The organism is Pantoea sp. Ae19-2 (genome assembly GCF_059801205.1).
This window is the reverse complement of the sequence record NZ_JBCHWE010000001.1, coordinates 2,247,872-2,265,669: the sequence shown is the minus strand read 5'-3', so window position 1 is coordinate 2,265,669 and position 17,798 is coordinate 2,247,872. Positions and strand designations below refer to the sequence as shown.

The following is a 17,798-nucleotide window of genomic DNA, read 5'->3' as shown; positions in this document are numbered from 1 at the left end:
GGAAAAGTGGATAAACGGGCCTGTTTGCGTGGATATAACAGCAGGAAGGGCGTCAGATAAAACCGGAGTGTAAATATATGTCAGTGCGGCGCCGCGTAAAACCGGGCCGCCGCACCCTATTTACTGAAAGCGTGACAGCCTGAACGGTGTGAGATCAAAACTGAAAGGCTGATTCTGAGCAAACTGACTGGCAAGCTCGCCTAAAACGCTGGCAAATTTGAAACCGTGTCCGCTTAAGCCCGTTATCACCAGACGGTCAGGATCGCCCGGCACGGTATCGATAATAAAGTCTTCATCGGGGCTGACATCATAACTACAGGCTTCCCCGTGCAAACACACGCCAACGCCGGGTAAAAACTGGCGCAAAAAGCGGAATGTTTCGCTGCCATCGGCGGCCAGGCTACCGAAGGGTTTACGATCTTCGGGTTGGGTCATCAACTGGCCCCCATCATGGCGGCCTAACTTCAGGGCGTTGTTATCGGCAGGGAAACCATAATACTGGCTGCCATCGGCCATTTCGCAGGTGAATCCGGGAAAGGCATTGTTTTCACTGTAACGACCATCAGCCTGATACCAGGCAAAGACCTTACGCGTTGGTGCCACTGGCAAATTCGGCACCAGTTTGCTGACCCATGTCCCGGCGCTCACCAGCATTTTTCGCCCACGGTAAATGCCGTCAATCGTGGTGACCTGCTGTAAATCGCCTTCACGACTGATTTGCGTGACGGGGCAGTTAAACAGCTGCGCGCAGCCCTGTTTTTCCGCCAGCTGAATCCAGCTCCGCACCGCCTGTTCACTTTTTAAAAAACCGGACTGTGGCTCAAATACGCCCAGGTACTCATCGGGGACGTTAAACTGCGGCCAGCGTTTTCTGACCTCCGCGGCCTGTAATATCTCGACGGGAAGCTGCCAGGCTTTTGCGCTGTTGATGACGTTTTGAATAAACACGGAGTGAGCAGGGGCGATATTCAGGACGCCGCACCGGTGCATAATGCGCTCGCCAGCCTGCTGCTCAAGCGCATCCCATAACGTCTGCGCACGCAATACCAGCGGCACATAGCGCTCGCCTTCTCCGTAAGCATGACGAATCAGGCGGCTTTCGCCGTGGTGGGTGCCCTGAGTATGAGGCGGATGGGCGCTGTCAATCATCAGTACGGAGAGGCCGGCCTGCGTGGCGTAATAGCCTGCTGCTGCGCCGACTGAGCCGCTCCCGACCACAATAAGATCGTAAATCATGAAAATGGAACTCCTGAAAGGGTTACATAATCAACAGCATACCAGAAAGCCCAATAAAAAAGGCACCCTGAAGGGTGCCTTGCTGATGCAGCAGTATTAATGCTTCTTTAGTAGTCGTTCTACTTGCTCGGCAGATTCAATCTTGGCGATACCGGCTTCAAGAATGGAGATGAACTGCTTTGCTACATCAGTCGTCAGCCAGTAAGTCGGGCCAACGTCTGCGTCTTCTTCTGTTTGATCTTGCGACGAAAGGGAGTGCAGGCGGATCATCATCGCATCATAGCTGTCAACAGTACTGATATCCCAGCCCACCAGTGGATGGGTCTGAATTACATCTTTGCGACTGTCCATTATAACCTCCTTATTACTCGTTAAACGAAGTGCATGATGAGGTTCAATGCGGCTTTTTTATTTCCACTGCGAAACAATTATAACAGCAATATAGCGATTTACTGATTAAAACGTATCACGGAACGCCTGAAAGCAGAATGTTTGTCTCTAAAACGGTAAAGCTGAGAAGATATAATACCAGAATGACAGGTAGCTAATCGTCCTATTTAAACAGTAAAAGTTGTTCATCACTGGCGTTAACCGCACGTCAGATTAGGGCGGTCTCCGCGCCGGTTGTCCCACTGCGCTTCTGTAACGTTTCGGCCAGGCGCGCAAACTGCTGCTGCAGTTGCTCATCATGGTTTTGATTCTGGGCTTCAAGAGAAAGATTATGCACCAGTAACTGACTGGCCCGGTCATCAAGACAGAAAATCAGGCTGGAGAACGCATTTTCCAGCACCGTTAAACGACGCTGCTGTTCACCAATCAGCGTTAACAACTCGCCAAAGGTCATCGCTTCTTCGGGTTTATCTGTAGTCATGGGATGCAACTCCTTTTATGCATGATCAGCGCCAGCATAGGACATTGATCATTCAGAGTCCAGATGGGGAGAGGGGTTAGGCAGACTTTAAATGAAGATAAAAAAACCGGGTGGCGAAACCCGGCAAAAAACAGCACAGTGGCGGTTAATCGGTAATGAACCAGTCGTCAGCGCTTTCCCACGTTTGTTGCAGGATTTCGCTGATTTGTTCACGCGTCTCTTTATCTCCGCCCATCACGCTGAGCTGGTTAGCCGTGGCGTAACGCACTTTGACGTGATTGGTGAATTGCGGGAATTGTTCATCGATACGGCGCGACAGTTCCTGGCTCAGGGCTTCTATCGCACCAGCGGGTAGAGGTTGGGTCTTGGCAACGGTAATTTCAACACGCATAAAAGCCTCCGTATAAGATACTGTATATAAATACAGTATAAATATGCCGGAGGCAAGTGAAATTATTTTACACGCCAGTTCAGCGTTTCACCGGCCAGGAAAGGCACCAGCTGATGTGAGCCCATTTCAATTGTTTCTGCGACTGTCCAGGGCTCACGCACCAGCGTGATGGTGCCTTCGTTCAGCGGCAGACCATAGAAGCGGGGACCGTTCTCTGAACAGAACGCTTCAAAATGCGCCAGCGCACCGATCTCTTCAAACACCGTGGCATAAGCGGGCAGGGAGGTAGGCGCATTGAATACGCCAGCACAGCCGCAGCTGCTCTCTTTCAGATGGCTCAGGTGAGGCGCGGTGTCGGTACCCAGGAAGAAACGTGGATGACCGCTGGCCACCACCTTGCGCAACGCCTGCTGATGCGTATTGCGCTTCAGAATGGGCAGACAGTAAAGGTGCGGACGAATTCCGCCCACCAGCATATGGTTACGGTTAAACATCAGGTGCTGGGGGGTAAGGGTAGCGGCCAGGTTTTCATTGGCGCTTTCCACATAGTCTGCGGCATCTTTGGTCGTAATATGCTCCATCACGACTTTCAGCGCAGGGAATTGCTTACGCAGCGGTTCCATCACCGTTTCAATAAAGCGGGCTTCACGGTCAAAGATATCAATATGTGAATCAGTCACCTCGCCATGCACTAACAGCGGCATGCCCAGCGTTTGCATCCGCTCCAGCACCGACGCGATTGACGCAATGTTGGTCACGCCGTGGCTGGAGTTGGTTGTCGCATGGGCAGGATAGAGCTTGGCCGCAGTGAACAAGCCGGAGTGGTAACCGCGCGCCAGTTCTTCGGCGTCTAACGAGTCGGTCAGGTAGCAGGTCATCAGCGGGATAAAGTCATGACCTTCAGGCAACGCGGCCAGAATGCGGTCGCGATAGGCTTCGCCCGCCGCGACGCTGACCACCGGCGGAACCAGGTTGGGCATCACGATAGCCCGACCGTTCACCGCGCTGGTGTAGGGCAGCACCGTTTTAAGCATCTCGTCATCACGAAGATGGATATGCCAGTCATCTGGGCGGCGGATAGTAAGTTGCTGAGGTTGTGCGGTCATTAATACGGCTCCGGCATGAAGGATAAACGAATGGCGTGTTTAGGCCGGGTTATAAGCATAAGGACTCAGGCAACCGTTTGCACCTGTTTTTGCATCTGATAAGCAATCCGCGCCGAAAGGCGCGGATCAGGCAGGCGATAAATTTGTCGGAACGCGCTAATCGGTGAACGGGATCACCAGCTCGCCTGGCTTCACTTCCAACCCTTTAGCAAATTTCTTCGCCAGCGATTCAGCTTTACTGCGATCGGCACTCAGCACATAGGCAGGCTGCTGGTCAAAATAGCTTTTCAGCGATTGATTCAGGTAGGGCGTCAGCGTTTTCATGATGGACGCCATCTTGTCTGGCTGAACCTGTGCATCCACAATTTCCATATCGCGCAGATAAATCGCACCCTGCTGTTTGTCGAACACCGGTTGCGCACGCATCTTCAGCTGCATATCGGCCTGTTGTGGACCAAACAGCGAAGACACGTTGATTTTCGCATTACCTGATAACGTTACTTTACCCGGCTCTTCGCGACCAATCTGACTGGTCAGGTTATTCAGGACAATATGGGCATTCACCAGCCCTGAGACGCCAACGTCTTTTTCGAAATTATTGTGTTTTTGCAGCGCCTGATTGACCTCCTGCTCGCTGATGGTGTACTGGGTTAACTGATTACAGCCGCTCAGCAATACCGCGAAAAACAGGGCAATCAGCCCGTGAAAAGCCTTCTTCATAATTCCCTCGTTTAAATGAAAAAGTAGATCAGGGCATAGCCTGCCCTAATGCGTGCAGTCTGTCATCAGGAATGGGCTGAGTTAGAGTAACCGAACGTGCCTTTCGCTGCAGGGCTGTCCGCCCTTCGCCGGCGATCACCGGGTCAGCCAGGCCCCGTCCGGCAGGTCAGGCATCGTGATCAGTGACGGCTAACCCACCAATGCCAGCAAGGGTAACTGTTCACGTGCAGGACAGGGGACGCGACGCGTCTTTTGTGTCGCGCAGACTGCAGTGAAACAGTTAAGAGCGGTTTCACTGTCAGCGCACAGGAGCATAAACGGTCAGCCCGTCTGTGATTGCGTGCGTAACGTTTTACCGCAGACCTGGCGACGGTTATAGTGAACGTTATCAAAGACTGGCATTTCCTTCCCGCCATGGATTTCAGGAGAGATGATGTTTGGCTATCGTTCTGCCGCGCTGAGGGTGAGACTCACGACCGAGCGGCTGGTGGTAAGACTGGTTCACGAACGCGATGCGTGGCGGTTAGCGGATTACTATGCGGAAAATCGCGACTTTCTCAGGCCGTGGGAACCGGTTCGCGATGACAGCCATTGTTATCCCTCTGGCTGGCAGGCGCGGCTCGGCCTGATTGCGGATATGCATAAACAGGGATCGGCTTTCTACTTTGTGTTGATGGACAGCAACGAAACCGAGGTACGCGGCGTGGCTAACTTCAGCAATGTCCTGCGCGGGGCCTTTCATGCCTGTTACCTTGGGTATTCCCTCGGCGAAAAATGGCAGGGGCAGGGCATGATGTTTGAGGCACTGCAGTCGGCGATTCGTTATATGCAGCGGCAACAGTATATTCATCGCATCATGGCTAACTATATGCCGCACAACCAGCGTAGTGGCGATCTGCTGGCGCGCCTCGGGTTTGAAAAAGAGGGATATGCTAAAAATTATTTAATGATTAATGGCGAGTGGCAGGATCATGTCCTGACGGCGTTGACCTGCAAAGAATGGACGCCCAACCGTCGTGGATAACCCGAGGAGGGGTAAATGAAGATAGCCTTGTCGGTACAGGCTCTGCGCGTGTTAGGTTGCCTGCTGGAAAAACAGGTGACCACGCCGGAACAGTACCCGCTTTCGTTGAACGCGGTGGTTAACGCCTGCAATCAGAAGTCAAACCGCGAGCCGGTGATGGAACTGAGCGAAAGCGATGTCCAGAATGAGCTCGACCAGCTGGTTAAAAAACACCTGGTGACGGCGAACAGTGGCTTCGGCCAGCGGGTCGTTAAATATGAGCAGCGCTTCTGCAATTCGGCATTTGGACATCTGCAGCTCAGCCGTGCAGAAGTAGCCGTTCTGACGCTTCTGTTCCTGCGCGGCGCGCAGACGCCGGGTGAACTGCGCACGCGAAGCGGACGCCTGCACGAGTTTGCCGACGTGGCTGAAGTCGAACAGACCCTGGAAGGGCTGGCGTCACGCGATGACGGCCCGATGGTTGTACGCCTGGCCCGTGAGCCCGGCAAGCGTGAAAGCCGCTTTATGCACTTGTTGGCCGGCGAGGTAGCGCCCGCACCGACGCAGGTTGACGCAGTCACACATGATGTCGCCCTGCTGGAACGCGTCGTCGCGCTGGAGCAGCAGGTGGCAGACTTACAGGCGCAGCTGGCGCTGCTACAGGAAAGAGAACACTAAATGACGATTCGTATTGGTGTGGTCGGCTTAGGCGGCATCGCGCAAAAGGCCTGGCTGCCCGTATTATCGCAGGCGCGTGCCTGGCAGTTAGTGGGGGCATTTTCGCCGAACCAGGCGAACGCGCAGGTCGTGTGCGAACGTTACCGGATCCCCTGTTTCAGCACGCTGAATGCCCTGGCGGCCGCCTGTGATGCCGTGTTTGTTCATACCAGTACGGCCAGTCATTATGAGGTGGTGCATGCACTGCTGCAGGCGGGAAAAGACGTCTGTGTCGATAAGCCGCTGGCAGAAACCCTGAGTCAGGCCGAGGCGCTTGTTACGCTGGCCGAAAAGAAACAGCGCCGACTGATGGTGGCCTTTAATCGCCGTTTTGCGCCCGCCTATCAGCAGCTCAAAGACGAGATGGCATCGGTTGCTTCGCTGCGTGTTGAGAAACACCGCAGCGACAGCGTGGGTCCACAGGATCTGCGCTTCACGTTACTGGATGATTATCTCCATGTTGTCGATACCGCCTTGTGGCTGGCCGGGGGACGTTCGCTTCCGCGTCAGGGGCACATCTTGACCAATGAGCAGGGACAGATGCTGTATGCGGAGCACCATTTCAATGCCGGACAGTTGCAGATCACGACCAGCATGCATCGTCGGGCAGGAAGCCAGCGCGAACGCGTTAGCGCCATAGGCGATGGCCAATGCATTGATATTCATGACATGCGCGACGGGCAAGTGGAGCGAGGGGCGGGGGTGGTGATCATGCCTTCTCCCTCCTGGCAGAGCCATCTGGCCCAGCGCGGATTTGTCGGGGCGGCAGAGCATTTTATCCAGTGTGTCGAAAATCAGACAAAGCCGGAGACCAGTGGCGAGCAGGCCCTGCTGGCGCAACGCGTGGTCGAATCGATGTGGCGCGATGCCGAACGGGAATAACGCCTTGTAACACTCAGCACTGGTCATTTCGCGCGATGGCAGTAGACTATCGGCCGAGATGTGACATAACCCGTGCTAAGTCACGCATTTTGCCGATTTTTTTCAGGATGCCCCGTCAATTATGAATTTGTTGAAATCGCTGGCAGCGGTCAGTTCCATGACGCTGTTTTCCCGCGTGCTGGGCTTCGCCCGTGATGCCATTGTGGCGCGCGTATTCGGGGCCGGTATGGCTACCGATGCCTTCTTTGTTGCCTTTAAACTGCCGAATCTGCTGCGACGCATTTTTGCGGAAGGCGCATTCTCGCAGGCTTTTGTGCCTATTTTAGCCGAGTACAAGAGCAAGCAGGGAGAAGAGGCGACGCGGTTATTTGTTGCCTACGTATCGGGGCTGCTGACGCTGGCATTGGCTGTTGTGACGGTTGCGGGAATGGTTGCCGCGCCCTGGGTCATTCTGGTCACTGCGCCGGGATTCGCGGATACGGCGGATAAATTCGTCCTGACCAGCGCGCTGCTGCGCGTGACCTTTCCCTATATTCTGTTGATCTCCCTTGCCTCCCTGGCCGGAGCAATACTTAACACCTGGAACCGCTTTTCCGTACCGGCTTTTGCGCCCACGCTGCTGAACGTCAGCATGATTGGTTTTGCCCTGTTTGCGGCGCCGCATTTCCATCCGCCAGTGATGGCGCTGGCGTGGGCCGTCGTCGTGGGTGGACTGCTGCAGTTAGGCTATCAGTTACCGCATCTCAAGAAACTCGGCATGCTGGTACTGCCGCGTCTTAACCTGCGTGATGCAGGTGTGTGGCGCGTTATGCGTCAGATGGGGCCCGCCATCCTGGGCGTCTCCGTCAGTCAAATCTCGCTGATTATCAACACCATTTTTGCCTCTTTCCTGGTATCGGGCTCTGTCTCCTGGATGTACTATGCCGATCGTCTGATGGAGTTTCCTTCCGGCGTGTTGGGCGTGGCGCTGGGCACCATCTTGTTACCGTCGCTGGCGAAAAGCTTCTCCAGCGGCAATCACGATGAGTATTCACGCTTAATGGACTGGGGCCTGCGTTTGTGCTTTTTGCTGGCGTTACCCAGCGCGGTAGCCTTAGGAATGTTATCCGGTCCCCTGACTGTCGCGCTGTTCCAGTATGGCAAATTCACCGCGTTCGATGCCGCCATGACCCAGCGCGCGCTTGTTGCCTATTCGGTCGGGCTGATGGGGCTGATTGTCGTGAAAGTCCTGGCTCCGGGATTTTATTCGCGCCAGGACATTAAAACCCCGGTCAAAATTGCCATTATCACGCTGATCGTGACTCAGCTCATGAACCTGGCCTTTATCGGCCCCCTTAAGCATGCTGGCCTCGCGCTCTCGATTGGTCTGGGGGCCTGCCTCAATGCTGCACTGCTTTACTGGCAGTTGCGCAAAAAGGCGATCTTCCAGCCGCAGCCGGGCTGGCTGGGTTTCCTGCTGCGCTTACTGGTGGCCGTCGCGATAATGGCAGCCGCGCTGTTTGGCATGCTGTACTGGATGCCCGTCTGGGAACAAGGGAATATGCTCTGGCGCCTGCTGCGACTCGCATTAGTCTGTGCGGTAGGCGGGGGTGCCTACTTCCTGGCCCTGGGGCTGATGGGTTTTCGCCTGCGGGATTACGCTCGGCGCACAACCGTCTGAATATCAACCTGCGCTGAACCTCATTCGGCGCGTCACCTGTCAGCAAGGCCGCAACGGCGCACGTTGCGGCCTTTTTGTTGTTTAACCCAAGGCGACAGTGAACGTCATAAGCTGCCGCGTGAATATCGCGCTCAGCCTGATATTCACGTTGAACGTCTTTGTGACAGTAAGATGTTTTTTCCTAAAAAATCGTTAAAAAAACAGGTCTGTTGACGTGATATTTAGCTTTATTAAAAACATCACGTGAGAATGATGACATGTTGTAAGGAATTGATTCTGAGGTCAATTTCATCGTAAAAACTGCCCTTTTCCTGCCGATGACTATAAACAGTTCATCACATAAGGAGAGGACGAAAATGCATATCACAGCCAATGACAACGTCAAGCTGAGTCTCTGGCATAACCTTAAGCTTGTTCCTTTATTCAGCCTGGTATTTGGCTGCATCTTACTGTTATTCGTCTCTGGCATAGGCCTTTCGGCCTGGTTTCTTGCGCAGAGCAAACACTCGCTGGATGATTCGACTGACGAGATTGCGGTTCGTCAGGGGCTGCTCGACAGTTCGACACATATGCGTTCGGCGCGGCTGCAAATTATTCAGGCGGGTGCCGCCGCGCGCATTGCGGACACGGATAACTATAAAGCGCATTTACTTGCAACAGATGTCAGCCTGAAGAAGGCAGAGAAAGGGCTTAACATTTATCTGCATCGCGCCGTCAAATCGCCCGAAGGCGCGGATATTGATACACAGCTTCAGGCACGTTTCAGCGATTATCTTCGTAAAGGTTTGCTGCCGATGATTGACGCGGCGAAACAGGGAAGCTTTGAAGAAATCATCGCCGATGAAACGGAAGCCGACAGACTCGATAAAGCTTATAAAGATGTGTTGATGAAAGCGATTGATATGCGCAATCAGCGGTCGCAGGCGATAAAACAGGATGCGGTGGATCAGGTGAATACGGGCTATATCACGATGCTGGCGGCTTTTGTGGCATCGGTGACGATCGTACTCCTGGCTTTTGTTCTGTTGAAAAAGGTCATTATCACCCCATTACGGCAATCCCTCTCGCGTATCGACCTGATTGCACATGGTGACTTGACGCTACCGCCTGACGTTTGTGGCCGAAACGAGCCAGGCCTGCTGCTCTCGCGTCTTCAACTGATGCAGTCCTCGCTGTCGAGTACGGTTGGAACCGTGCGCGATGGTGCCATTGCCATTCTTCAGAGCGCGGGAGAAATTTCTTCCGGGAATACCGATCTCTCGTCAAGAACAGAACAACAGGCGGCGTCACTGGAACAGACAGCGGCAAGCATGGAGCAACTGACCGCCACGGTAAAACAGAACGCTGACAATGCTCACCATGCCTGTCAGCTGGCCTCTGACGCTTCTGACAAAGCCCATACGGGCGGGAACATCGTTAATCGCGTGGTGAAAACCATGGACGATATCTCCGGCAGTTCGAAAAAGATTGCCGAGATCACCAGCGTCATCAACAGCATTGCCTTCCAGACCAACATTCTTGCGCTAAATGCGGCGGTGGAAGCCGCGCGGGCAGGAGAACAGGGCCGCGGATTCGCCGTGGTTGCCAGCGAAGTGCGCAGTCTGGCGCAGCGAAGCGCGCAGGCGGCCAAAGAGATCGAAGGGCTCATTTCTGCTTCGGTCGGGCTCATCAACGGCGGCACCACGCTTGTCAGCAATGCGGGTAGCACCATGATGGAAACGGTAGAAGCTTTCCGTCGGGTAAATGACATCATTTCGGAGATCGCGGCGGCCTCCGATGAGCAGAGCCGGGGCATTCAGCAGGTCAGCCTGGCCGTTACCGAGATGGATGATGTGACACAGCAGAACGCGTCGTTGGTTGAGCAGGCCTCGGCTGCAGCCGCCTCGCTTGAAGAGCAGGCTGACAAACTGACCCAGGCCGTTTCGGTTTTCAAACTTGAAAGCCCGCCTTTGAAACATGCGAACGCCACTCTCCCTGCGACCCTGAAAGCGGCTGTGGCGCCAATCATTCCGCCTGAACGTGGACATGAAAACTGGGAGGCATTTTAAGCCGGGAAAGGATTAAGGCGCGCGGTTTACCTGTCTGGTGAACGCGCGTCTGGCGGCACTCTGCACAACGTCGTACAGCAATAACTGAGACGTTCAACCGTAGGCCTTTGGGCGAACAGGCTGAATCGCCTGCCTTGCGGAGAATATCGCGGGATGCGCCTGGCGTACCCGTGAGTGCATTGCGTCATTCCGTCAGGCGCGAAGCAGAGAGAAGAAGGGTTAGGCAGGGCGCAGAGGAGGAGAGATTCCAGCAAGCGGACACAAAAAAAGCCATCTTCTCAGCGAGATGACGGCTTTTTTACGCCTGCCCGGGTCACGCCTGCATCAGATTCGCTGAGGCAGCCCGCGATACCGGGAGGGAGGAAAACAGGTCAGACTTTACGACTTAACGTTGCCTGGCCCTGTCCTTTACCATCCGGACCATAAAACGCCTGCGTCTGATGCGGCTTCAAAATGTCTAACGCGTCATGGGTAAAGGTAATTTGATGCTGCAACAGAATACCATTGTGCGTATTTGCGTTATGCAACCGACGCGTATGCTGCTGAATACCTTCCCAGCGGCGCGCCATGTCACTTTGACCACGATAAGGTGCAGATGTACCCAGACTTTTTTCGTTGCTGCGACGCATCTCGTCTAAATAATTCAACGTACTCAGCAGCGCGCTCTTGTCTTCCGTAATACGCTGCAGGTTGTTGCTGTTGATCATTCCAGACGACAGCTGCTGTTGCTCTTCATCCAGAACGATGGCCAGAGAAACCAGCACTTCCTGCATCTTATCTAACGTGGTCAGCAAATTACTCATGGGGATTATTTACCCTCTAAATACGCCTTAGTGTCGGCAATCAGCGCATCAGCGATTTTGCCGGTATCCATCTTCAACTCGCCATTGCGAATGGCGGTTTTTAATTGTTCTACGCGCTGGACGTTAATGTCCTGGCTGCCGGGCTGCATCAGCTGTGCTTGTGCGCTGCTCAGGCTGACCTGAGCGGCCGCAGGCGTTGTGGCAGTCGTGGTGCTGCTCTGACGCACGCGGGTAGTTTGTTGCTCGCTGCTGTCACGTGTTTGCACAGTGCTGGCGGGCTTTGTCGGTTGTGTTCTGTCGATGCTCATATTCGGGCTCCTGTAAAGTCAGGGGAGTCTGCCACCTGAATCATAATAGCGTAATCGCTTAGCTGATTCTTCTATCGGCAGATAAACAGGCTTCTTTAATGTTTTATAGTGTTATAAGAATTTTCCCATCATCGCTCACCCGGCCACTCACAACCTGGCCATTTCCCATACGCACCCGAACCCACTGTGAAATCGTACCGTTGTTTAACGCTTTGCCTTCGCCGCTGGCGTCAAATCCGTCTCCGCTGGCCACCACCATCACGTCCTGACCCGCTTTGACCCGCCACGGCTGGCGCAGCATGGACTGACTCACGGGTTGTCCCGGCTGAATGTCACGCAGGACCACCGAATCCGCTACGGACTCATCGGTGAACAGTGTGCGCGGGGGCAGGTTATCAAGACGTCCGTTTTCAATACGGAAATCCTCTTTGCTGACGGTGCTGCCACGGGCAATTAATTTTGTTGCGACCAGATAGTCACCGGTTACCTGAACCTGGACCTGAATATAACGACGGTTCTCACCACAGTTAGCCGCCACGCTCATGTTGCCCCAGGCCCGGCTGTTGCCCGGCAGGGTAAACTGCGGGGCCTCACATTCTGGCCACTGGGCCTGCGGCGTACGAATCACCACATTCATTCCGGCCGCGTGCTGGGGATCGCGTGCCTTAAAAAACTGGCTCAGTTGGGCGCTGAAATCGCCTGCCATTACGGGTAGGGCAATCAGGGCCAGCAGGCTTGCTAACAGGGCTGAATATCCACGCATGTGCTTTTCCTCACTGATGATGCCAACGAGTGTACGCGTATAAAAAAAAACTCAAGAGCAAAAATAGCGACGATTTGAGGCGTTATTCAGACGATGACTCTTGCTTTTTCCCGATTAAGCTGCCAGCTCGAAATTCTCATTTGCGGAGGAAGCATGCTCGACAAACTCGATGCGGCGCTACATTTCGGTACCGAAGCCCTTAACCTGCGAGCTCAACGTCAGGAGATTCTGGCATCAAACATTGCCAACGCCGACACCCCGGGCTATCAGGCCAGGGATATCGACTTTGCCAGCGAGCTGAATCGGGCAATGGCGAATGGACGTGCTGAAGGCAGTAGCCTGGCGCTTAAAGTCACGTCGGCGCGCCACATTGAAGCGCAGACGAATTCGGCACCGTCAATGGACTTGCTGTATCGCATTCCGGATCAGCCATCAGCCGACGGTAACACCGTGGATATGGACCGTGAACGTACGCAGTTCGCGGATAACAGCCTGAAATATCAAACCGACCTCACGCTTATCAGTAGCCAGATCAAGGGCATGATGAGCGTGTTACAAGGGCAATAATTATGGCCTTGCTTAATATTTTTGACATTGCCGGTTCAGCGATGACCGCGCAATCACAGCGATTAAACGTCAGCGCCAGTAACCTGGCAAACGCCGACAGCGTAACCGGTCCGGACGGACAGCCTTACGTGGCAAAACAGGTCGTTTTTCAGACCGATGCCGCCGCTGGCGCCGCAACGGGTGGAGTGAAAGTGGCGCAGGTGGTGGACGATCCGACCCCGGCAAAACTGGTGTATGACCCAGGTAATCCCATGGCCGATGCCAAAGGGTACGTGAAGATGCCTAACGTGGACGTGGTAGCCGAAACGGTTAACACCATGTCGGCGTCACGCAGCTACCAGGCTAACGTCGAGGTGCTGAATACCGTGAAGTCGATGATGATGAAAACGCTGACGATGGGTCAGTAACGGAGAAAAATAATGGCTATTTCGGTAGGCGTTAACGAGAAGCTGGACCCCACGGTACTGAGTTCATCCAGCACCGGAACGGGGAACAGCTCTCAGGACCTGCAAAACCAGTTCCTGACCATGCTGGTCACGCAGCTGCAAAACCAGGATCCGACCAATCCGATGGATAACAGCCAGCTGACAACGCAGCTGGCACAGATCAACACCCTGAGCGGCATTGAAAAACTCAATACCACGCTGGGATCCATTTCCGGCCAGATCAGCACCAGCCAGTCTCTGCAGAGCTCCACGCTGATTGGGCATGGCGTGATGGTGAATGGCTCTCAGATTCTGGTCGGCAAAGGCACCACGACGCCATTCGGCGTTGAGCTGACCAACGCGGCCACTACCGCCACGGCGACGATTAGCGACGCGCAAGGCAACGTGGTGAGCACTCAGGATCTGGGCGCACTGAGCGCCGGCGTCCATACGTTCTCGTGGGACGGCAAATTACCGGATGGCAGCGTGGCGCCAGACGGGAAATACAAGGTTGCGATTGCTGCCAGTAACAGCAGCGGTCAACAGGTGGCTCAGCCACTCAATTATGCCTACGTCAATGGCGTAAGCACGGCGGGTAATACCGCAAAACTGGATCTCGGCACCATGGGCTCCGCCACCCTTGACGACGTACGTCAGATTCTCTGATTCACCTGTAGACAGGAGAGGTTTAAATGTCATTTTCACAAGCGGTCAGCGGTCTCGGCGCTGCCTCAAGTAACCTGGACGTTATCGGTAACAACATCGCTAACTCCGCCACAGCGGGCTTCAAATCCAGTACCATCGCGTTTGCCGATATGTTTGCCGGCTCTAACGTGGGTTTGGGTACAAAAGTTGCGGCCGTTATCCAGAACTTCAACGATGGCTCTACCACCACCACCAGCCGTGGGCTGGATGTTGCGCTGAGCGGCAACGGTTTTTTCCGTCTGACCAACTCGGCGGGTGCGGTTTCCTATTCCCGTAACGGCCAGTTCACGCTGGACCAGAACCGTAACCTGGTGAATACCCAGGGTCTGAATGTGACCGGCTATCCGGCGTCAGGCGTGCCACCCACAATCCAGACCGGTGCGAGCCCGGTTGCGATTAAAATCCCTACCACGCAAATGCCGGCGAATGCCACCACCACGGCGAATCAGGTTGCGAAGCTGAACTCCACGTCTGCAGCACTGGATGACACCAAGTTCTCGGCGACTGACCCAACGACGTACAGCGCCAAAAACACCATCACCATGTACGACACTCAGGGTAACTCGCACTCGCTTGACCTGTACTTCGTTAAAACCGCAGACAACACCTGGAAAATTCACGGCATTGACTCCACTGCGGGCTCAAACGTGGGTAATTACCAGATGAGCTACAATGCCAACGGTCAGCTGACGGGCGTTTCTTCACTGGATGCGACCGGCAATGTCGTCGCGGGCTCAACCACGGCCAGCACCGCTACCGTGACCATTCCTGGTGTGAATGGCGCAAACGGTACCACCGTCGCCTTGAACTTTGTGGGCAGCCTGCAGCAAAACACCGGTGCCACCACGTTTGGTAACGCCACACAAAACGGCTACGCGCCTGGCGACCTGACCAGCTACGCCATCAACAATGACGGTACCATCACCGGCAGTTACTCCAACCAACGCACTCAGCTGCTGGGACAGATCGTACTGGCCAGCTTCTCTAACCCGGAAGGTCTGAAATCTCAGGGCGACAACGTCTGGGCAGAAACGAATGCGTCTGGACAGGCCGCTGTTGGCCTGGCGAACACCGGAACATTTGGTTCACTGACCGCAGGTGCGCTGGAGTCTTCGAACGTCGATATGAGTAAAGAGCTGGTCAACATGATCGTCGCGCAACGCAACTATCAGGCGAACGCGCAGACCATCAAAACGCAGGACCAGATCCTTAACACCCTGGTCAACTTACGTTAATTCGCTAACGGGATTGCTCTATGGATCACGCGATATATACCGCGATGGGCGCGGCCAGTCAGACACTGGATCAGCAGGCGGTTACCGCCAGCAACCTCGCCAACGCCTCAACGCCCGGTTTCCGGGCGCAGTTGAACGCGTTGCGTGCTGTACCGGTTAACGGCTGGTCACTGCCTACGCGTACGCTGGTAACGGCATCCACGCCGGGTGCCGATATGAGTCAGGGTGCAATGGATTACACCGAACGTCCGCTGGACGTGGCGATGCAGCAGGATGGCTGGCTTGCAGTGCGTACTGCAGACGGCAGCGAAGCCTATACCCGCAACGGCAACATGCAAATCCGTTCGGACGGCACGCTGACGGTGCAGGGCAATCCCGTCATGGGCGAGGGCGGCCCGATTGTGATCCCACAAGGTTCAGAGATCACGATTGCGGCTGACGGTTCGATTACCGGACTGAACGCTGGCGACTCACCCAATGCCACCGTGCAACTGGGTCGTCTGAAGCTGGTTCAGGCAACAGGTAAAGAGTTACAGCGCGGTGATGATGGCATGTTCCGTCCGACCGCCGCAACGCAGGCGACTCGCGGTGCCGCACTGCAGGCCGATCCGAACATGCAGGTGATGCCCGGCGTTCTGGAAGGAAGTAACGTCAAACCGGTTGAGACCATGGTCGATATGATCGCCAATGCCCGACGTTTTGAGATGCAGATGAAAGTCATTTCAAACGTCAACGAAAACGAACAGAAAGCCAATCAGTTGCTGAGCATCGGCAGCTAAGGCACGAGGATAAATACATGATTCGTTCTTTATGGATCGCGAAAACCGGTCTTGATGCCCAGCAGATGAACATGGACGTTATCGCCAACAACCTGGCAAACGTCAGTACCAATGGCTTTAAACGTTCACGTGCGGTATTTGAAGACCTGATGTACCAGACGATGCGTCAGCCGGGTACCCAGTCATCTGAGCAAACCACGCTGCCGTCAGGTTTGCAAATTGGTACCGGTGTACGTCCGGTGACGACCGAACGTCTGCATACCCAGGGCAACCTGTCGCAGACCAATAACTCAAAAGATATCGCCATTAACGGACAGGGTTTTTTCCAAATCCAGATGCCAGATGGTACGTCTGCTTACACCCGTGATGGTTCGTTTCAGGTCGATCAGAATGGTCAGTTAGTGACCAACTCCGGTTTCCCGGTTCAGCCTGGCATCACGATTCCCGCTAACGCCACCAGCATTACCGTGTCGCGCGATGGTGTGGTGAGCGTTACCCAGCAGGGGCAGACACAGGCCGCCCAGGTTGGTCAGTTAACGCTGAGCACCTTTATGAACAATGCCGGTCTCGATAGCGTGGGTGAAAACCTCTACAAAGAAACCCAGGCATCCGGTGCCCCGACTGACAGTACGCCGGGCCAGAACGGTGCAGGTTTGCTGTATCAGGGCTATGCCGAAACCTCCAACGTTAACGTTGCGGAAGAGCTGGTCACCATGATCCAGACGCAGCGCGCGTATGAAATTAACAGCAAAGCGATCAGCACCTCCGATCAAATGCTGGCGAAGTTAACTCAGCTGTAATACGAACAGGGCCGGCGCAGGCTGGCCTGAAGAACAGTCATTTATAAGGTCGTGACTCCGTGGCGATGCAACATATTCTCAAGCCTGGACATTGGTTAGTAGCAAGCTTGCTACTCACTCTTAACGGTTGTGCACTGGTACCGCGCACGCCGTTGGTGCAAGGGGCGACCACGGCTCAGCCGTTGCCATCTGCACCACCGGTGGTGAACGGTTCAATTTTTCAGGGCGTCGCGCCGCTTAACTACGGTTATCAGCCGCTGTTTGAGGATCGTCGTCCACGTAATATCGGCGATACGCTGACCATCACCTTGCAGGAAAACGTCAGCGCCAGCAAAAGTTCAACCTCGAATGCCAGCCGTAACGGCAGCGGCAGTCTGGGCATCACGGCCGTTCCTACCGGTTTAGCCGGTTTAGCCGGCGCATCGGGCGAGAAAGCCAACTTTGCGGCGGGTGGCAAAAATGATTTCGCTGGTAAAGGCGGGGCTTCTGCCAATAACACCTTTACCGGCACCATCACCGTCACGGTGGATCAGGTTCTGTCGAATGGCAACCTGCACGTGGTCGGGGAAAAACAGATTGAGATCAACCAGGGCACCGAGTTTATTCGCTTCTCGGGCGTGGTTAACCCACGCACCATCAGCGCCAGCAACGCGGTGTTATCAACGGCCGTCGCCGATGCACGTATTGAGTACGTCGGAAATGGTTATATCAATGAAGCGCAGAATATGGGCTGGTTGCAGCGCTTCTTCCTGAATATCTCGCCGTTCTAAGAGGTTGCA

Annotated in this window: 21 protein-coding genes; 12 read left to right on the top strand and 9 right to left on the bottom strand. The window is 54.7% G+C overall.

The annotated features are described in order from the left end of the window. Positions 1-120: 120 nt before the first annotated feature. From solA to AAIE03_RS10455, 6 genes are all read right to left on the bottom strand, one after another. Positions 121-1,236 carry an N-methyl-L-tryptophan oxidase gene (gene solA, locus AAIE03_RS10480; RefSeq protein ID WP_014593410.1) on the bottom strand — a complete coding sequence of 372 codons (1,116 nt, stop codon included), beginning with the start codon at positions 1,234-1,236 and terminating at the stop codon, positions 121-123. Between the two features lie 96 nt (positions 1,237-1,332). Continuing rightward, entirely contained in the window at positions 1,333-1,587 is a 255-nt protein-coding gene (bssS, locus tag AAIE03_RS10475) for a biofilm formation regulator BssS (protein WP_013025334.1), read from the bottom strand. A 247-nt stretch (positions 1,588-1,834) separates the two neighbouring features. Then, the gene (locus tag AAIE03_RS10470; RefSeq protein WP_014606143.1) at positions 1,835-2,107 is read right to left on the bottom strand and encodes a hypothetical protein; all 273 of its coding nucleotides are present in this window, start codon (positions 2,105-2,107) and stop codon (positions 1,835-1,837) included. Between the two features lie 145 nt (positions 2,108-2,252). Next, complete coding sequence (gene dinI, locus AAIE03_RS10465; protein WP_013025336.1) at positions 2,253-2,498, bottom strand: DNA damage-inducible protein I; 246 nt, start codon at positions 2,496-2,498, stop codon at positions 2,253-2,255. Positions 2,499-2,560: 62 nt separating this feature from the next. Next, complete coding sequence (pyrC, locus tag AAIE03_RS10460; RefSeq protein ID WP_498562998.1) at positions 2,561-3,604, bottom strand: dihydroorotase; 1,044 nt, start codon at positions 3,602-3,604, stop codon at positions 2,561-2,563. A 156-nt stretch (positions 3,605-3,760) separates the two neighbouring features. Further along, positions 3,761-4,324 (bottom strand): lipoprotein, encoded by a 564-nt coding sequence (locus AAIE03_RS10455; RefSeq protein WP_014593411.1) that lies wholly within the window; start codon positions 4,322-4,324, stop codon positions 3,761-3,763. Between the two features lie 433 nt (positions 4,325-4,757). Between AAIE03_RS10455 and rimJ the strand changes: the two genes are divergently transcribed. The 5 genes from rimJ (at position 4,758) to AAIE03_RS10430 (ending at position 10,634) form a co-directional block, all read left to right on the top strand. Next, positions 4,758-5,348, top strand: a complete 591-nt coding sequence (gene rimJ / locus AAIE03_RS10450; RefSeq protein ID WP_014606141.1) for a ribosomal protein S5-alanine N-acetyltransferase — start codon at positions 4,758-4,760, stop codon at positions 5,346-5,348. Between the two features lie 15 nt (positions 5,349-5,363). Continuing rightward, the gene (locus AAIE03_RS10445; RefSeq protein ID WP_013025340.1) at positions 5,364-6,005 is read left to right on the top strand and encodes a DUF480 domain-containing protein; all 642 of its coding nucleotides are present in this window, start codon (positions 5,364-5,366) and stop codon (positions 6,003-6,005) included. Beyond that, positions 6,006-6,926 (top strand): Gfo/Idh/MocA family protein, encoded by a 921-nt coding sequence (locus AAIE03_RS10440; RefSeq protein ID WP_498562997.1) that lies wholly within the window; start codon positions 6,006-6,008, stop codon positions 6,924-6,926. 121 nt (positions 6,927-7,047) lie between these two features. Then, the gene (gene murJ, locus AAIE03_RS10435; protein WP_498562996.1) at positions 7,048-8,586 is read left to right on the top strand and encodes a murein biosynthesis integral membrane protein MurJ; all 1,539 of its coding nucleotides are present in this window, start codon (positions 7,048-7,050) and stop codon (positions 8,584-8,586) included. Between the two features lie 356 nt (positions 8,587-8,942). Next, positions 8,943-10,634: a methyl-accepting chemotaxis protein gene (locus AAIE03_RS10430; RefSeq protein WP_498562995.1), complete on the top strand. Its 1,692-nt coding sequence runs from the start codon at positions 8,943-8,945 to the stop codon at positions 10,632-10,634. A gap of 371 nt (positions 10,635-11,005) precedes the next feature. Here the strand turns inward: AAIE03_RS10430 and AAIE03_RS10425 are convergent, their stop codons facing one another. From AAIE03_RS10425 to flgA, 3 genes are all read right to left on the bottom strand, one after another. Further along, positions 11,006-11,437: a flagella synthesis protein FlgN gene (locus AAIE03_RS10425; protein ID WP_013025344.1), complete on the bottom strand. Its 432-nt coding sequence runs from the start codon at positions 11,435-11,437 to the stop codon at positions 11,006-11,008. Between the two features lie 5 nt (positions 11,438-11,442). Continuing rightward, complete coding sequence (flgM, locus tag AAIE03_RS10420) at positions 11,443-11,745, bottom strand: flagellar biosynthesis anti-sigma factor FlgM (protein ID WP_013025345.1); 303 nt, start codon at positions 11,743-11,745, stop codon at positions 11,443-11,445. A 103-nt stretch (positions 11,746-11,848) separates the two neighbouring features. Beyond that, a complete protein-coding gene (flgA, locus tag AAIE03_RS10415; RefSeq protein WP_013025346.1) occupies positions 11,849-12,508 on the bottom strand; it encodes a flagellar basal body P-ring formation chaperone FlgA in 660 nt (219 codons plus the stop codon). Positions 12,509-12,661: 153 nt separating this feature from the next. Here flgA and flgB point away from each other — a divergent pair, with 153 nt between their 5' ends. From flgB to AAIE03_RS10380, 7 genes are all read left to right on the top strand, one after another. After that, a complete protein-coding gene (flgB, locus tag AAIE03_RS10410; RefSeq protein ID WP_015700561.1) occupies positions 12,662-13,075 on the top strand; it encodes a flagellar basal body rod protein FlgB in 414 nt (137 codons plus the stop codon). Between the two features lie 2 nt (positions 13,076-13,077). Continuing rightward, complete coding sequence (gene flgC / locus AAIE03_RS10405; RefSeq protein WP_013025348.1) at positions 13,078-13,482, top strand: flagellar basal body rod protein FlgC; 405 nt, start codon at positions 13,078-13,080, stop codon at positions 13,480-13,482. A gap of 12 nt (positions 13,483-13,494) precedes the next feature. Then, the gene (gene flgD / locus AAIE03_RS10400; RefSeq protein WP_013025349.1) at positions 13,495-14,166 is read left to right on the top strand and encodes a flagellar hook assembly protein FlgD; all 672 of its coding nucleotides are present in this window, start codon (positions 13,495-13,497) and stop codon (positions 14,164-14,166) included. 26 nt (positions 14,167-14,192) lie between these two features. Continuing rightward, a complete protein-coding gene (gene flgE / locus AAIE03_RS10395; protein ID WP_014606134.1) occupies positions 14,193-15,440 on the top strand; it encodes a flagellar hook protein FlgE in 1,248 nt (415 codons plus the stop codon). 20 nt (positions 15,441-15,460) lie between these two features. Beyond that, positions 15,461-16,219 carry a flagellar basal body rod protein FlgF gene (locus tag AAIE03_RS10390; RefSeq protein WP_014593419.1) on the top strand — a complete coding sequence of 253 codons (759 nt, stop codon included), beginning with the start codon at positions 15,461-15,463 and terminating at the stop codon, positions 16,217-16,219. A gap of 17 nt (positions 16,220-16,236) precedes the next feature. Further along, positions 16,237-17,019: a flagellar basal-body rod protein FlgG gene (flgG, locus tag AAIE03_RS10385; RefSeq protein ID WP_013025352.1), complete on the top strand. Its 783-nt coding sequence runs from the start codon at positions 16,237-16,239 to the stop codon at positions 17,017-17,019. A gap of 65 nt (positions 17,020-17,084) precedes the next feature. Beyond that, on the top strand, positions 17,085-17,789 hold the full coding sequence (locus tag AAIE03_RS10380) for a flagellar basal body L-ring protein FlgH (RefSeq protein ID WP_014593420.1): 705 nt from the start codon (positions 17,085-17,087) through the stop codon (positions 17,787-17,789). The last annotated feature ends 9 nt before the right edge of the window (positions 17,790-17,798 follow it).

Excerpts from the sequence above, each read along its gene's own strand:
- solA (WP_014593410.1), bottom strand. The coding sequence starts at position 1,236 with ATGATTTACGATCTTATTGTGGTCGGGAGCGGCTCAGTCGGCGCAGCA.
- bssS (WP_013025334.1), bottom strand. The coding sequence starts at position 1,587 with ATGGACAGTCGCAAAGATGTAATTCAGACCCATCCACTGGTGGGCTGG.
- AAIE03_RS10470 (WP_014606143.1), bottom strand. The coding sequence starts at position 2,107 with ATGACTACAGATAAACCCGAAGAAGCGATGACCTTTGGCGAGTTGTTA.
- dinI (WP_013025336.1), bottom strand. The coding sequence starts at position 2,498 with ATGCGTGTTGAAATTACCGTTGCCAAGACCCAACCTCTACCCGCTGGT.
- pyrC (WP_498562998.1), bottom strand. The coding sequence starts at position 3,604 with ATGACCGCACAACCTCAGCAACTTACTATCCGCCGCCCAGATGACTGG.
- AAIE03_RS10455 (WP_014593411.1), bottom strand. The coding sequence starts at position 4,324 with ATGAAGAAGGCTTTTCACGGGCTGATTGCCCTGTTTTTCGCGGTATTG.
- rimJ (WP_014606141.1), top strand. The coding sequence starts at position 4,758 with ATGTTTGGCTATCGTTCTGCCGCGCTGAGGGTGAGACTCACGACCGAG.
- AAIE03_RS10445 (WP_013025340.1), top strand. The coding sequence starts at position 5,364 with ATGAAGATAGCCTTGTCGGTACAGGCTCTGCGCGTGTTAGGTTGCCTG.
- AAIE03_RS10440 (WP_498562997.1), top strand. The coding sequence starts at position 6,006 with ATGACGATTCGTATTGGTGTGGTCGGCTTAGGCGGCATCGCGCAAAAG.
- murJ (WP_498562996.1), top strand. The coding sequence starts at position 7,048 with ATGAATTTGTTGAAATCGCTGGCAGCGGTCAGTTCCATGACGCTGTTT.
- AAIE03_RS10430 (WP_498562995.1), top strand. The coding sequence starts at position 8,943 with ATGCATATCACAGCCAATGACAACGTCAAGCTGAGTCTCTGGCATAAC.
- AAIE03_RS10425 (WP_013025344.1), bottom strand. The coding sequence starts at position 11,437 with ATGAGTAATTTGCTGACCACGTTAGATAAGATGCAGGAAGTGCTGGTT.
- flgM (WP_013025345.1), bottom strand. The coding sequence starts at position 11,745 with ATGAGCATCGACAGAACACAACCGACAAAGCCCGCCAGCACTGTGCAA.
- flgA (WP_013025346.1), bottom strand. The coding sequence starts at position 12,508 with ATGCGTGGATATTCAGCCCTGTTAGCAAGCCTGCTGGCCCTGATTGCC.
- flgB (WP_015700561.1), top strand. The coding sequence starts at position 12,662 with ATGCTCGACAAACTCGATGCGGCGCTACATTTCGGTACCGAAGCCCTT.
- flgC (WP_013025348.1), top strand. The coding sequence starts at position 13,078 with ATGGCCTTGCTTAATATTTTTGACATTGCCGGTTCAGCGATGACCGCG.
- flgD (WP_013025349.1), top strand. The coding sequence starts at position 13,495 with ATGGCTATTTCGGTAGGCGTTAACGAGAAGCTGGACCCCACGGTACTG.
- flgE (WP_014606134.1), top strand. The coding sequence starts at position 14,193 with ATGTCATTTTCACAAGCGGTCAGCGGTCTCGGCGCTGCCTCAAGTAAC.
- AAIE03_RS10390 (WP_014593419.1), top strand. The coding sequence starts at position 15,461 with ATGGATCACGCGATATATACCGCGATGGGCGCGGCCAGTCAGACACTG.
- flgG (WP_013025352.1), top strand. The coding sequence starts at position 16,237 with ATGATTCGTTCTTTATGGATCGCGAAAACCGGTCTTGATGCCCAGCAG.
- AAIE03_RS10380 (WP_014593420.1), top strand. The coding sequence starts at position 17,085 with ATGCAACATATTCTCAAGCCTGGACATTGGTTAGTAGCAAGCTTGCTA.